The sequence below is a fragment of the Pseudidiomarina homiensis genome (genome assembly GCF_003987225.1).
Taxonomy (GTDB): domain Bacteria; phylum Pseudomonadota; class Gammaproteobacteria; order Enterobacterales; family Alteromonadaceae; genus Pseudidiomarina; species Pseudidiomarina homiensis.
The window spans coordinates 1-13,757 of record NZ_PIPX01000001.1 but is presented as its reverse complement, the minus strand read 5'-3'; the positions used below and the strand labels follow the sequence as shown (position 1 = coordinate 13,757).

Annotated in this window: 11 protein-coding genes and 1 rRNA gene; 7 read left to right on the top strand and 5 right to left on the bottom strand. The window is 49.8% G+C overall.

The features are described from left to right. Positions 1-86 precede the first annotated feature (86 nt). The 3 genes from CWI70_RS00065 (at position 87) to trxA (ending at position 3,832) form a co-directional block, all read left to right on the top strand. Complete coding sequence (locus CWI70_RS00065) at positions 87-1,544, top strand: NAD-dependent succinate-semialdehyde dehydrogenase (protein WP_275540740.1); 1,458 nt, start codon at positions 87-89, stop codon at positions 1,542-1,544. Continuing rightward, complete coding sequence (locus tag CWI70_RS00060) at positions 1,541-2,902, top strand: aldehyde dehydrogenase family protein (RefSeq protein WP_126769444.1); 1,362 nt, start codon at positions 1,541-1,543, stop codon at positions 2,900-2,902. The genes CWI70_RS00065 and CWI70_RS00060 overlap by 4 nt, the downstream gene beginning before the upstream one ends. 81 nt (positions 2,903-2,983) lie before the next feature. Beyond that, complete coding sequence (trxA, locus tag CWI70_RS00055) at positions 2,984-3,832, top strand: thioredoxin (protein WP_126769442.1); 849 nt, start codon at positions 2,984-2,986, stop codon at positions 3,830-3,832. Position 3,833: 1 nt separating this feature from the next. Here trxA and alkB read toward each other — a convergent pair whose 3' ends face one another. Next, a complete protein-coding gene (alkB, locus tag CWI70_RS00050) occupies positions 3,834-4,481 on the bottom strand; it encodes a DNA oxidative demethylase AlkB (protein WP_126769440.1) in 648 nt (215 codons plus the stop codon). Positions 4,482-4,627: 146 nt separating this feature from the next. On the opposite strand from alkB, the gene CWI70_RS00045 reads away from it, so the two are divergent. From CWI70_RS00045 to nspC, 4 genes are all read left to right on the top strand, one after another. Continuing rightward, positions 4,628-6,046 (top strand): sodium-dependent transporter, encoded by a 1,419-nt coding sequence (locus tag CWI70_RS00045; protein WP_126769438.1) that lies wholly within the window; start codon positions 4,628-4,630, stop codon positions 6,044-6,046. A gap of 18 nt (positions 6,047-6,064) precedes the next feature. Next, positions 6,065-7,993 carry a GNAT family N-acetyltransferase gene (locus CWI70_RS00040; RefSeq protein WP_126769436.1) on the top strand — a complete coding sequence of 643 codons (1,929 nt, stop codon included), beginning with the start codon at positions 6,065-6,067 and terminating at the stop codon, positions 7,991-7,993. Positions 7,994-8,085: 92 nt separating this feature from the next. Then, complete coding sequence (locus CWI70_RS00035; protein ID WP_126769434.1) at positions 8,086-9,285, top strand: saccharopine dehydrogenase family protein; 1,200 nt, start codon at positions 8,086-8,088, stop codon at positions 9,283-9,285. 4 nt (positions 9,286-9,289) lie between these two features. Continuing rightward, the gene (gene nspC / locus CWI70_RS00030) at positions 9,290-10,429 is read left to right on the top strand and encodes a carboxynorspermidine decarboxylase (RefSeq protein WP_126769433.1); all 1,140 of its coding nucleotides are present in this window, start codon (positions 9,290-9,292) and stop codon (positions 10,427-10,429) included. 55 nt (positions 10,430-10,484) lie between these two features. On the opposite strand, the gene CWI70_RS00025 is transcribed toward nspC, so the two are convergent. The 4 genes from CWI70_RS00025 to rrf form a co-directional block, all read right to left on the bottom strand. Beyond that, positions 10,485-11,219 (bottom strand): type III pantothenate kinase, encoded by a 735-nt coding sequence (locus CWI70_RS00025; protein ID WP_126769432.1) that lies wholly within the window; start codon positions 11,217-11,219, stop codon positions 10,485-10,487. Continuing rightward, a complete protein-coding gene (gene birA / locus CWI70_RS00020; protein ID WP_126769431.1) occupies positions 11,206-12,195 on the bottom strand; it encodes a bifunctional biotin--[acetyl-CoA-carboxylase] ligase/biotin operon repressor BirA in 990 nt (329 codons plus the stop codon). The genes CWI70_RS00025 and birA overlap by 14 nt, the downstream gene beginning before the upstream one ends. Beyond that, positions 12,192-13,193, bottom strand: a complete 1,002-nt coding sequence (gene murB / locus CWI70_RS00015; RefSeq protein ID WP_126769430.1) for a UDP-N-acetylmuramate dehydrogenase — start codon at positions 13,191-13,193, stop codon at positions 12,192-12,194. Before murB ends, birA begins: the two co-directional genes overlap by 4 nt. 196 nt (positions 13,194-13,389) lie before the next feature. Next, a 5S ribosomal RNA gene (rrf, locus tag CWI70_RS00010) occupies positions 13,390-13,504 on the bottom strand. Positions 13,505-13,757: the final 253 nt, after the last annotated feature.

Here is a 13,757-nt window from a genome sequence, read left to right as displayed (position 1 = left end):
GTACAAGGTAAACTATCATTGCAACTCCTGCGTATAAGCAACATACTCTTAAAACAATCATTTAGTGAAACAGCAGGGGGAATACTATGTCATCCCATAGCATGCGTTCGTTAACCAAAACCAATGCGTTCATCGATGGACACTGGGTTCCAGTGGATCAGCGTTTCACGGTTACGAACCCAGCCACCGGTGAAACACTTGCTGAAGTTGCCGATGCCGACGCAGCACTTGCCGAACGAGCAGTAGAGGCCGCACACCGCGCGTTACCCGCATGGCGTTCACGACCAGCCCATGAACGCGCCAATCTGCTGTTAAAATGGTTCGAAGCAATGCAAGCAAATAAACAAGCACTTGCCGAACTCATGTGCGCGGAGCAAGGTAAACCCATCGCTGAAGCGGCGGGCGAAATCGATTATGGCGCCAGCTTTGTGAAGTGGTTTGCTGGTGAAGCCGAGCGTAGTTACGGTGATGTGCTGCCGCTACAAAGCACCGATAAGCGGGTTTCGATTGTCAAGCAAGGCGTCGGCGTCTGTAGCGCTATCACGCCTTGGAATTTCCCGAATGCGATGATTACGCGGAAAGTTGCACCTGCCCTCGCCGCAGGCTGCACGATGGTCGTCAAGCCACCACAACTCACGCCGCTTTCCGCACTTGCTATTGCGCAACTTGCCAGCGAAGTAGGTATCCCTGATGGCGTGCTCAATATTGTGCCAAGTACCGACTCCAAAGGTGTTGGCAAGGTGCTTACCGAACATCCATTGATTCGTAAGTTTAGCTTTACTGGCTCAACCGAAGTTGGCAAGCAGCTCATGCAACAATGCGCGACGAATGTGAAAAAAGTATCGTTTGAACTCGGTGGCAATGCGCCTTTTATCGTTTTTGATGATGCCGACATTGAACATGCCGTCGAGCAACTGATGATTTGTAAGTTCCGTAACGCAGGCCAGACGTGTATTAGCGCTAATCGAGTATTGGTGCAAGAAAGCGTGCTTGATGACTTTGTGAATAAGCTTAAAACGGCAATGCAAAACCTTAAAGTCGCTGCCGGTAGCGCAGATGACGTTGACTACGGTCCATTAATTAACCAAGCCGCGATCGAGAAGGTCGAACGTCTCGTGAGCGATGCGCGCGACCAAGGCGCCGAATGCTTACTCGGTGGTGAAGTATTGCAAGATGTCGGCGAGCTGTTCTACGCACCGACGTTATTGACCAACGTGAGCTCAACCATGGACATCGCCCAAGAAGAGATATTTGGGCCAGTTGTTGCGGTGCAAAGTTTTGCCGACGAAGAAGAAGGTATACGCAAAGCCAACGACACGCCGTTTGGACTTGCGGGTTACTTTTGTGCGCAGGACTATCGTCGCATTGAACGTGTCAGCACCGCTCTTGAATGCGGCATGCTCGGCATTAATGCTGGTGCCATATCGCATGCCTACAATGCATTCGGCGGCGTGAAGGAGTCCGGTATTGGCCGCGAAGGTTCGCGTTACGGCCTCGCCGAGTACCAAGAAACCAAAACCCTAACGCTCGGTGGTTTCGCATGAACGACATGATGGAACGTCTGCGCCATAGCTCAATCAGCGGGCTAACGCGCCCGCTGACTTGGCGCCTTGAGCAATTAAAACAGCTCAAACTGATGCTGACTGATCACGAAAACGATTTTCTTAAAGTGCTTGAGCATGATTTGGGAAAAAGCAAAGCGGAAGGTTGGCTTACCGAGCTGGGTTATCTCAATAGTGACATCGATTATACCTGCAAACACTTAGCCAAGTGGATGCGCGGGAAACGCGTTTCACAGCCACTCATGGCTTGGCCGGGCAAGAGTTACCTACACCCCGAGCCATTAGGTGTGGTGCTCATTATTGGCGCTTGGAACTATCCATTACAGCTGTTATTGAGCCCACTCGTAGCGGCGCTGGCAGCGGGCAACTGCGCCGTGGTGAAGCCTTCGGAACTTGCGCCACGAACAGCTGAGCTCATCGCTAAATTGTTGCCTGACTACCTCGCTAATGAAGCGGTACAAGTGGTAACTGGTGGCGCTGAGGTTGCACAAGAGCTGCTTGCGCAACGCTTTGACCATATTATGTATACCGGCGGCGGTCGTGTCGGTCGCATCGTCATGGAAGCGGCAGCGAAACACCTTACTCCTGTCACGCTTGAGCTCGGTGGTAAAAGTCCCGCTGTCGTTTTAGACGATGCTGACATCAAAACTGCTGCGCGCCGAATTGCCTGGGGCAAATGGTTGAATGCCGGACAAACCTGTATAGCACCTGATTATGTGCTGGTGGCCGAAAACCAGCGCGAAGCGTTGATTGCGGCATTGAAAGAGGCCGTCGAAGACTTTTACGGCAGCGACCCAAGTGACGCCGATGACTACGGCCGCATCGTCAACGAACAACACTGGCAACGTCTCGTCAATTACCTCGACGACGGCACCATCGTCCACGGCGGCGACTATGACCGCGAACACTGCTTTTTAGCACCGACCATCCTGACCAACGTGGCGCCTGACAGCCCAGTTATGGCGGAAGAAATTTTTGGTCCGATTCTGCCAATACTAAGTATTCCGAACCTCGCCAGTGCCATTGAATTTATTCGCGAGCGCGATAAACCGCTTGCTCTGTATGGTTTTAGTGCCTCAACGCGGTCGCTCCAACAAATCACCGAACAAACGCACGCCGGCAACCAATGTAACAATGACACGCTCATGTTTATGCTGAATCCAGAGTTACCCTTTGGCGGCGTTGGCCCAAGTGGTATGGGCCGTTATCACGGCAAGTTTGGCTTTGATACGTTCAGCCATCAGAAAGCTGTCATGCAGCGCCCGTTTTGGTTTGATCCGAAGTTCCGTTATCCACCCTACACTTCGTTCAAGCAAAAACTGTTACGTTGGTTTAGTTGAAGCAAGGGCTGGAAGGTAGTTGAAAAACCGCTGACCGCCCCCATTTAATCAACATTCATTTGTCGTTGAGAAGGAATAGCTGTGGCAAATCAAAGTATTAACGTCACGATTGAGAATTTCCAGCAAGTCATCCTAGAAGGCTCTAAGCAGAAGCTGGTCATCGTTGATTTCTGGGCGGACTGGTGTGAGCCCTGTAAGCAGCTCATGCCGATTTTAGAAAAGCTGGCCGACGAATTTAGCGATCGCGTGACGTTGGCAAAAATAGACTGCGAAGATCAGCAACAGCTCGCCGCTCAGTTTGGCATTCGTAGTCTGCCGACCGTCGCTTTCTTTAAAGACGGCCAGCCTGTCGATGGCTTTGCCGGTGTCGAACCGGAAAGCGCAATCCGAGCACGTATCGAGCAGCACATACCGGGACCTGGTGCCGACCTTGTGCAGCAAGCACAAGATTTGTTGCAACAAGAGAGCTACCAAGAGGCATATGCACTCGCAAAACAGGCTTACGATTTGCAGCCGGAAGCTATAACTGCGCAGCTTACGCTCGCTGACGCCGCTTGTAGCGTTGGTCGCCTAGAGCAAACCGAAGAACTTTTAAAAGCTATCGGTTTAGCCGATCAAGACAGTTACTATCAGCATGTTGTCAGCAAGCTTGAACTTGCTAAGCAAGCGGCTGATAGCCCAGAGCTACGCGCCTTGCAAGAGCAAGCAAGCGCGCAACCGGACAACCTCGAATTGCAACTCGAGTTAGCGACTAAGCTTTACGATGCGCAACGAATGGAAGAAGCGCTCGAGCTCGCCTTTAGTGTGTTAGTGAAAGACTTTAATTTCGGTTCGGCGAAAAAGCAGACCTTGGACATGCTGAATGGCTTACCGAAAGGCGATCCTCTTGCTGCACATTATCGGCGCAAACTCTACAGCATGATGTACTAAATTATTTAGCGCGACGAAACGTTAGATTAATCCGCTGCTCGCCGAGCAGCGGGTGGCTGCCGGACATAATCGTCGCTATGCCATGATACTTCAGCCGATCGACGCCGCCCCAGACCACCACATCACCATGGTTTACAACGATGCGCTGCGGTCGGTCACTTCGTGCCTCTCCACCCCAAAGAAACTGTGCGCTTAAACCGAGCGAAACCGACACGATTGGTGCTTCGAGGACGTCTTCGTCGCGGTCTTGATGCAACCCCATACGCGTACCTGGTTGATAGCGATTAATCAGACAGGCATCAGGTTCAAAATTCGCAAAACCAGCCGCTGTAGCCGCTGCTTTAGCAAGTTCCAAAAAGGCTTCAGGCATTGCGGGCCACGGGGCATTGCGTAGCGGGTCTAGCCGTTCATAACGGTACCCTTTCGCATCACTTAACCAGCCCCAACGACCGCAGTTCGTCGTCTGTACCGACATCCGCCGCCCGCCCGGCGTTAACAACTGTCGCCAAGGAGCGACTGCTACGACCTCTTGCACAGCTTGCCACAAAGCATCATCCCGTTCTTGCGCAAAGCCTTTTAACACAAAGGCTTGCGTACTTAACTGTAAAAGTGATTGGTGGCTATCTTGCGAAAAAAGGTCGTGTTGCATAATTTTGTTACGTGTTGAGTGCTTGCCGCAGTTTACGGCATACGCTAGGATTGAGCGAATAACTTTCAAGGGCGCTGTGCGAGCATACTACATGCTATTGAGAGCCCTTCATCGCGCATAATAACTATAAACAAAAGGTCTCCTCTATGAGTACTTCTCGCGAGCACTTTAGCTCGAAAATTGGCTTCATACTTGCTGCTGCAGGTTCTGCAGTGGGTATCGGAAACCTCGTTGGTTTCCCTGTAGCTGCAACCAAAAATGGTGGTGGCGCATTCTTAATCATTTACGCACTGTTTGTTGCTTTCATCTGCCTACCCGTGATGTTAGCCGAAATGGGCTTAGGTCGCCGCGCCCAGCACAGCCCATACAAAGCCTACGCAGAGTTAGGACAAGATACCAAACGCTGGCGGATTGCCGGCTGGTTAGCCACCATTACGCCGTTTATGATTGCGGTGTTTTATATGGTCATCACGGTGTGGATCTTCGGCTACCTGTTCCAAACCCTCTCTGGCAACTTGGATATCATCGCGCAGCCCGATTATTTTGGTAAGTTTGTAAACGACTACTCCTTTGTCGGCTACCTCGTTGCGGTTACCGTAATTATCAATTTCATTTTGGTAGGCGGGGTTCGCAAAGGCATCGAGCGGGCGTCGAAAATCCTAATGCCGACCCTGTTCCTCATGCTCGTGCTGTTAGTTATTTTCGTGCTGACACTCGATAATGCAATGGCAGGCGTTGAGTTTTACTTAGTTCCTGATTTTAGCAAAATCGATGGCAGTGTGATCAATGGCGCTTTAGCGCAAGCGTTCTTCTCGCTGTCGCTAGGTATGGGGATCCTAATCACTTACGGCTCTTATTTCCGTCGTAGCGACGATATTGTAACCTCGGGTAAGTTGGTTGCAATTACCGATACAGCCGTAGCATTCACCGCGGGCCTAATGACACTACCCGCCATTTTTGCCATCTATCCTGACACCAATCCTGAAAGCCTGAGCGATTCATCCGTCTCGATGATTTTCTCATTCTTCCCACAAATATTTATGCAGCTGTCTGACATTGTGGGCTACGGTTTTGCAACGGTAGCGGCGTCAATTTTCTTTTTGCTAGCTTTTGTTGCCGCAATCACCTCGTTGGTTTCCATTATTGAAGTTCCGACCTCATCATTTATGGAGCGTCACAACGTCTCACGAAAGAAGGCGCTGTTGGCGATGGGATTTGCCATCACTTTACTAACTCTACTTGCCGCAACTTCTTTCGGTTTATTACCTTGGGTCAGCAACGTTGCCCATTATGCTGGCGTTGATAAGTCATTGTTTGACGTTATTGTTGACGTCTTCTACGACACCATCCTGCCGCTTAACGGCCTGCTTATCTGCTTATTTGTTCGTTTCCGTTGGAAGCGCAAAAATTTCGCCGCTGAGCTGAGTGAAGGCAACCCCAACTATCAGACGTCATGGTTACACAAGTATGTCGACTTCTCGATCGGTACCTTCATTCCGGTAATTTTAGCCGTCATATTTGCTAACACCGTGGCGACGAAGTTCTTCGGTACTTCGTTCCTTTAAGGTACCTCTGGACAATTTATGTTCGAACAACAGCTCGAACACTGGTTAGAACCCTTCAAGGCAGCGCGGCAACGCGCTGTCTTCATTTTCAGCCCCGCGCATCAACATGAGCGTGATCTCATTCTCGACCAACTGACCCAATTACCAAGTCGCACTTTGTGGCTTTCCGATAGCGCTCGTCAGGTAGCGCAGATGCATCGTTATCGTGATTACTTGGGACAAAACACCCAGCATGTGGTGTTAGATTTTCAACAGTTGATTCACGCTGATGCCCTTGCCGCACTGGCCGGCACTGTTCGTGGAGGTGGTTGTTTATGGCTGGTTCTACCACCGCATTCATCATGCTTTCAACAACGCTTACTAATCCACGCCGAGCAGATTACGGGTTTATTTCATTGCGCCAGATGGCAAGATTTTTTAGCTTTACTCAACACCTCGGCGCCAAGTTTGCCGCCAGCTAGCCCAGCACCAAGCCTGCCAAGTCAGGACCAAGAAGCCATTATTAATACGCTACTGGAGCACCCAACACACACCCATGTTTTGATGGCCGATCGTGGGCGCGGAAAAAGCACTACGCTTGGGCTTGCTATTCGGCAAGCAAAATCAACCAAGCCTATTGTTGTCACCGGTCCCCGTCCATCAGCGCTCACCACTTTGTTGCAAGAAGCCGGCGCAAATGCTGAATTTCGTGCCTGGGACCGCCTGCTTGGAGATGCGTCGAGCCACGGACAAACTCTGGTTATTGATGAAGCCGCGGCGATTCCACTCCATTGCCTGCAAGCGCTCTGTAATAACTATCAAGTGTGGGCTGTCGCAACGACCGTTGAGGGTTATGAAGGCTGTGGTCAAGGTTTTGTTTTGCGTTTTCTTGAATGGCTGACACAACACTTCCAGATCATCCGACACCAACTGACTGAGCCGTTACGCTGGGCGAATGACGACTGCTGTGAAACTTGGTTGAACAGAGCATTATTAATGGTTTCGAGCGATCGTCGCCAACGTTGTCAACCACCGTCCGAAACCTTACGGTTGCAGTTTTGCCACGCCAGTCAACTCGACGAGAGCGCTTTAGCACAGGTCATGGCGTTGCTATTAGAAGCGCATTACCAAAGCAGCCCCAATGACTTGCGGTTGTTGCTTGATGACCCCGATCAACATTTGCTGCTTGCCTGTGACGACGAAGCAATTCTTGGTGTGACCTGGCTTGCCACTGAGGGGCCAATCGCGAACGACTTGCATACACCGATTATGCGCGGCGAACGTCGCATCAAAGGGCAACTCCTCCCGCAAGCTCTTGGCTTTTACCGACAACAAGCACAGAGCCTAGGTTGGGCTTGGTGGCGTATCGTTCGAATAGCGGTCGCACCGCAGCACCGCCGTCAGCGTATTGGTGCGAAAATGCTCAGTGCGACCATCAAACATGCGCAACAACATAATGTTACTGCGATTGGTACCAGCTTTGGCGTAACGCCTGAGGTCGAATGTTTTTGGTCGGACACACCGTTGCAGGAGGTCCGCCGCGGTTTGAAAAAGAACGCAGCAAGTGGCACGGTAAGTGCGTTATGGGCGTTTGGATTAGCACCTGAAGCGCGTGCAATTATTGATGAACTGGCAACCCTTCAACGGCTTGAAAATGCTTGGACAAGGGGCGGCGCAGCAGAATTTGCACACCTTGCTACGCCGTCATTAGCTCAGCATTGCCTTGCGATACTGCAAGGGTTCTGTGGCGGCGCCTTGCCATTTTCCGATGCCCGCTTTGCTTGGTGGTTGCTAGCTCACCTTTCAGGGGACTCGAGAACTATTGCACGTGATGTTCTCCAATCGCAGCAAAGCACTGCAGAATTGGTGCGCAATAGCTCTGCAACGAGCCGCACCGATCTCGAACGAAAGTTACGGCAAGAGGCCGCGCTGTTTTTACGCCATATCGACCAGAACAAATTCCTCTGAATGCTCCTCATTACGGATGCTGTTTCCGTGAAAATATGCTATCTTTCAGCCTTTATATCACCCGTTTACAGATCGGAAAAAAGGGTCATTTCATGTCACGAGTCTTAATTATTGGTGCCGGCGGAGTTGCCGGTGTTGTGGTAAAAAAATGCGCTATGTTGCCGGAGTATTTCTCAGAAATTCACCTTGCTAGTCGCACCGTTTCTAAGTGCGAAAAGCTGCAAGAAGAAGCTGGCAAAGATCGCGTTGTTGGGGTTTATCAAGTCGATGCCGATCAAGCAACTGAAGTTGCTGCGTTGATTCGTAAAGTTGAACCTGCACTGGTTATCAACGTTGCCTTGCCTTACCAAGACTTGCCTATCATGGACGCTTGTCTAGAAACGGGCGTGCACTACCTTGATACTGCTAACTACGAACCGAAAGAAGAAGCGAAGTTCGAGTACTCGTGGCAATGGGCTTACCACGAGCGGTTTAAAGAAAAAGGTATCATGGCACTACTAGGTGCCGGTTTTGACCCTGGCGTAACCAACGTCTTTACCGCCTACGCTGCTAAGCACTACTTCGACGAAATTCATTACTTAGATATCGTCGATTGTAATGGCGGCGACCACGGTCAGGCCTTTGCAACAAACTTTAACCCAGAGATCAATATTCGTGAGATTACGCAACGCGGTAAATTCTGGGAAAACGGTGAGTGGCACGAGACTGACCCTATCAGTGTTCGTGAAGACCTAGACTATCCTAATGTTGGTGTTCGCGCTTCTTACCTGCTCTTTCACGAAGAATTGGAATCATTGGTCAAGCACTTCCCAACTCTGAAACGTGCGCGTTTCTGGATGACGTTCGGTGAACAGTACCTGACCCATTTACGCGTGCTTGAGAACGTAGGTATGACGTCAATTGAACCTGTTGAGTTTCAAGGACAGAAGATTGTCCCGTTGGAATTCTTGAAAGCCGTATTACCAAATCCAGGCTCGCTTGCAGAAGGCTATACCGGCATGACCTGTATCGGTACTTATGTAACTGGCTTGAAGGATGGCAAAGAAAAGACCATTTTCATTTACAACAACTGCGACCACGCAGTATGTAATGCCGAAGTTGGTGCGCAGGCGGTTAGCTACACAACTGGCGTACCAGCTATGATTGGTGCATCGATGATGTTGCAAGGACACTGGATGAAAGCCGGTGTTTGGAATATGGAACAGTTCGATCCAGATGAGTTCATGGAGCGTTTGAACCAGTACGGTCTCCCTTGGCAGGTGGTCGAATGCGACACCCCGTTTAAGCAGTAAGCTCATGACCCAAAACCGCTATTTAACAGATGCAATACCGTCGCCTTGTTACGTATGTGACGAGGCGTTGCTGGAACGCAACTTAAAACTCATGCAGCGTGTCCAGCAAGAAAGTGGCGCTGACATTATTCTTGCCTTAAAAGGGTTCTCGATGTGGAGCACCTTTCCATTAGTGCGAGAATATCTTCAAGGTTGTACTGCAAGCTCTGTTTGGGAAGCCAAATTAGCAGCCTTTGAATTCGGCCGCGAAGTACACGCCTATGCCCCAGGCTACAAAGCAAAAGAAATTGATGAGCTATTACCACTTGTGAATCACATTTCTTTTAATAGCTTAGGCCAATGGCAACGTTACCGTGAGCAAGTAGCTGCGGCAGGAGTTTCGGCCGGCCTTCGGGTCAATCCAGAACATCAAGAAGCCGAGACTGAGTTGTATGATCCAAGCGCGCCCGGTTCGCGTCTCGGTATTCGTGCCGCTGACCTTGCAGATGCCGATTTAACTAGTATCGAGGGCTTGCACGTTCACAACCTTTGCGAATGTGACTCCTATGCCTTGGAGCGCACACTGCAAGCGGTTGAAAGCAAGTTTGGGCAACTGCTTAAGCAAATGAAATGGCTGAACCTTGGTGGCGGTCATTTGATGACGCGTGAGGGTTATGATGTTGAGCATCTAATTGCACAGCTCAAGCGGTTACGTGAAACTTATGACCTGCAAGTCATTCTGGAACCAGGCTCAGCGGTTGCGTGGCAAACCGGCCCATTGATCGCTGAGGTGGTGGATATCGTCGAGAATGATGGTCCAATTGCGATTCTGGATATCTCAGCGACTGCGCATATGCCTGACGTGTTGGAGATGCCCTACCGACCAACCATCACCGATGCGAAGGAACCAGGGGTGCTAGCGCACACGTACAAGCTCGGCGGTAACTCTTGCTTGGCGGGCGATGTCATAGGTCTTTATAGTTTTGCCGAACCGTTACAACCCGGTTCGCGCATTATTTTTGAAGATATGATGCATTACACCATGGTGAAGACGACGTTCTTCAATGGCGTTGAGCACCCTTCAATTGGTATCTTAAGACGCGATGGTCGCTTCGATCTCGTTCGCTCATTTACTTATGAAGACTTCCGTAATCGCTTATCGTAAGCATTTGTGAGTAGCCATAAAAAGGAAAGGCGCCATTAGTTTAATGGCGCCTTTTTTATGTGTTGGCGTAAAGAGCTAAGCCTTGCAAAACCAGCTCACTGCGGTGTTCGCCACGCCGCTTGAGCTCGATCGGTAACAGTGGCGTTGAACCACCGCTAAAGAGTAATCGAAAGTCGAACCAATCTAGCTCAACTTCACTAACGTAAATAGCTTGCCGCACTATTCCAGCGAACATGTTAACGCATCCATCCAACAGACCATCAGGGGTACTTGTACCCAGTTGGTTGACCCGTCCCCACATTTGCTCTTGTCGAGTAAACACTCGCGGTGCGCGGCTCGTCACCGCTGTTTGCATCAGATCGACACCAGGGGCGATCCAGCCCCCCAAATGCCTGCCATCGGCAGTTACCCAGTCAACGGTTATTGCGGTACCAGCGTCAATAATGACCGTTGCTTTAGGTTGTTCGTTATAAGCGCCAAGCATTGCAAGCCAGCGATCAATACCCAAGGTCCTTGGTTCGGCGTAAGCATTGCTCACGCCAAACGCCTGCGCTTCAGATTCTACTTGATGCACTGCAAGCTTGTGACCCAACCACTTCTCAAGTAGTTTGTGTTGCTGTGGGCCGCCGACCAGAGACAGCCAACAAACGTTCACAGTTGCGGGGAGTTGCTGCGCAAGGATGTCCTCATAAGGCAAATTGAACCAAGGTTCAATATGACCATCGGCATCCATTAAGGCGGTTTTTACCCGCGTATTGCCAGCATCGATTAAAAGTTTAATTGGTGTCATAACGCAGACTCACCTCGCCAGCATGAAAATGTTTTACCGTACCATCAATCGCAACACACAAGGCACCGTCACTAGCTATGCCTTTGGCAATACCATGAAGGTTTTTCGACCCCATCGTTAACGTGACATTGCGCTCAAACAAATCATCGTAGTCAAGCCAGCGCTTGATGAAAGGTTCAAGACCTTGCTCATCGAACATCGCCAGACCGCTGCGTATACGAGTTATGAGATCGGCAACCCATTCGTTACGATTGAGCTTGGTCGTAAGTTCAGACTGCAAATCGGTCCATGCTTGATCAATCGGGGTGGCTAACCATTCCGGCATCGACAGATTAACACCAACACCAATGATCGCATGGGCGTCGTCAATAACCTGGCCTTCGAGATCAATAAGAATGCCCGCAAGTTTTTTACCTTTAACAAGAACGTCGTTTGGCCACTTCAGTGCGACATCAGTAACCCCAGCATTTTTTATCGCTTCAGCTAGCAGTGTACCAACGACAATGCTGAGTCCCATCGCTGCACTCATACCACGCCCTAGTGGCCAATACATTGATAAGTAAAGATTGGTCGCGAAGGGTGAGTACCATTGCTTACCTCGCCGACCTCTACCCGCAGTTTGCGCCTCCGCTAATAAGACTTCACCAGCCTTAAAGGTATAACCGTTCTGCAGGCGATCACGCATAACATCATTAGTGGATGTAACGATACGTTCTAACGCAACTGAGCCTTTAGCTTCTCGATTTAATAAGGATTCGATTCGGGCCAAGTCTAACAACTCAATTGCTTGAGAAAGTTTATAGCCTTTGCCGGTTATACGAAACACATCCAAACCTAGAGCCTGTATATTCTTGATGTATTGACTTATTGCAGTTCGCGATACGCCAATTTCCTTACCGATATGCTCACCCGAATGAAACTCACCATCGGCCAACAGCTCTATGACTCTGATCATTCGTTCGTTACGCCTACTCATAATTCGATAAGTCCTTGTTCATTCATCAACCTTACTTCAGGCTCCAGGCTTACTTGAAACTCTGCTGCAACTTTCTGCTGGACATGTCGCGCAAGAGTCAGGACATCATCGCCGTCGGCATCTTCGCAATTGATTAACACCAGCGCCTGCTGACGATGCACCGCTGCACCACCACATTGAAAGCCTTTTAAGCCTAATTGATCAATCAACCAACCGGCTGCTAGCTTGATGTTTCCATTCGCTAACTGATAATGCGCGACATCAGGGTGGCGTTGTTGGATGCTTTTAAACTTTTTAAGGGTAACTTCTGGATTTTTAAAGAAGCTACCAGCATTGGGAATTTCGTGGGGGTTAGGTAGTTTACTGTTTCTTACAGCTATCACCGCCGCCATAATCTCATTAGCACTCGCATCTTTACCGACGTGTGCAAGCGCTCCATAACTCAACTGAGGTTGCCATTCCTTGGGCAGGGTTAAAGACACTTCGGTAATCACAAACTGGTCAGGTTTGCGCTTGAAAATGCTATCACGATAAGCAAATGCACATGCGTCCCTATCGAAAACACGCCACGTGCGTTTTATTCTATCCCAAGCTGTTACATTCTCGATGAACTCACCGACTTCGACGCCGTACGCACCGATATTTTGCACTGGTGCCGCACCCACGCTTCCGGGTATCAATGCTAAGTTCTCTAAACCTGGCATATTGTGCTTGAGCGTATAGATGACAAGTTGATGCCAGTTTACCCCCGCACCGATACGTAAGCGGAAACTATCGTCGGTTTCAGTTACGTTTATATGCTGCAGCGCGATGCGTAGGACAGGTCGCGCAAAATCACAGGTGAAAATAGTATTACTACCTTCCCCGAGCACGAGATAATTTCCTTCAATTTCTTCCAATTCCTCGGCCTTTTGAATTGTAATAACTTCAGAAGCTGAATAAGGAAGTTGAAAAGTATGTAAGGATTTCAGTGAAATAGAGTTTTGATGCATTGTCATGCATGCATTTTAAACTACGCCCGAATGAAAGGCGAGTTAGAAAAGCGAAAAGCGGTGTTTGCTGTTTGCTGTTCGCTGTTTGTTTAAACCAAGAACGAAGAGCGAACGCAGTGAGCGTGCGAAGAGCGAATAGCGCAGTTGTCCGTGAGACATAAAAAAAAACCCAGTCCATTTGGACTGGGGTTCTCTATTTAAAGCCTGGCGGTGTCCTACTCTCACATGGGGAGGCCCCACACTACCATCGGCGCTGAAGCGTTTCACTACTGAGTTCGGAATGGATCAGGTGGTTCCACTTCGCTATGGCCGCCAGGCATAAACTTGTCAAAAATAAGGTCAAAGCTGATTGTGTAGGCTACGTGCCACTCTGCTTGTTTCGTCGTCGCTCGTCGTCGCCCGTCGTTCTACTACGGGTTCAACTTCAAGCGACCCCGTAGTAAAACTACGGGCTACATTTGGTAAAGGGTCGAACATGTGTTCGAGACAACCCTAAACACCTTCGGTGTTGTATGGTTAAGCCTCACGGGCAATTAGTACGGGTTAGCTCAACGCATTACTACGCTTCCA

Excerpts from the sequence above, each read along its gene's own strand:
- alkB (WP_126769440.1), bottom strand. The coding sequence starts at position 4,481 with ATGCAACACGACCTTTTTTCGCAAGATAGCCACCAATCACTTTTACAG.
- CWI70_RS00040 (WP_126769436.1), top strand. The coding sequence starts at position 6,065 with ATGTTCGAACAACAGCTCGAACACTGGTTAGAACCCTTCAAGGCAGCG.
- birA (WP_126769431.1), bottom strand. The coding sequence starts at position 12,195 with ATGAGTAGGCGTAACGAACGAATGATCAGAGTCATAGAGCTGTTGGCC.
- CWI70_RS00035 (WP_126769434.1), top strand. The coding sequence starts at position 8,086 with ATGTCACGAGTCTTAATTATTGGTGCCGGCGGAGTTGCCGGTGTTGTG.
- CWI70_RS00060 (WP_126769444.1), top strand. The coding sequence starts at position 1,541 with ATGAACGACATGATGGAACGTCTGCGCCATAGCTCAATCAGCGGGCTA.
- CWI70_RS00045 (WP_126769438.1), top strand. The coding sequence starts at position 4,628 with ATGAGTACTTCTCGCGAGCACTTTAGCTCGAAAATTGGCTTCATACTT.
- murB (WP_126769430.1), bottom strand. The coding sequence starts at position 13,193 with ATGACAATGCATCAAAACTCTATTTCACTGAAATCCTTACATACTTTT.
- CWI70_RS00065 (WP_275540740.1), top strand. The coding sequence starts at position 87 with ATGTCATCCCATAGCATGCGTTCGTTAACCAAAACCAATGCGTTCATC.
- CWI70_RS00025 (WP_126769432.1), bottom strand. The coding sequence starts at position 11,219 with ATGACACCAATTAAACTTTTAATCGATGCTGGCAATACGCGGGTAAAA.
- nspC (WP_126769433.1), top strand. The coding sequence starts at position 9,290 with ATGACCCAAAACCGCTATTTAACAGATGCAATACCGTCGCCTTGTTAC.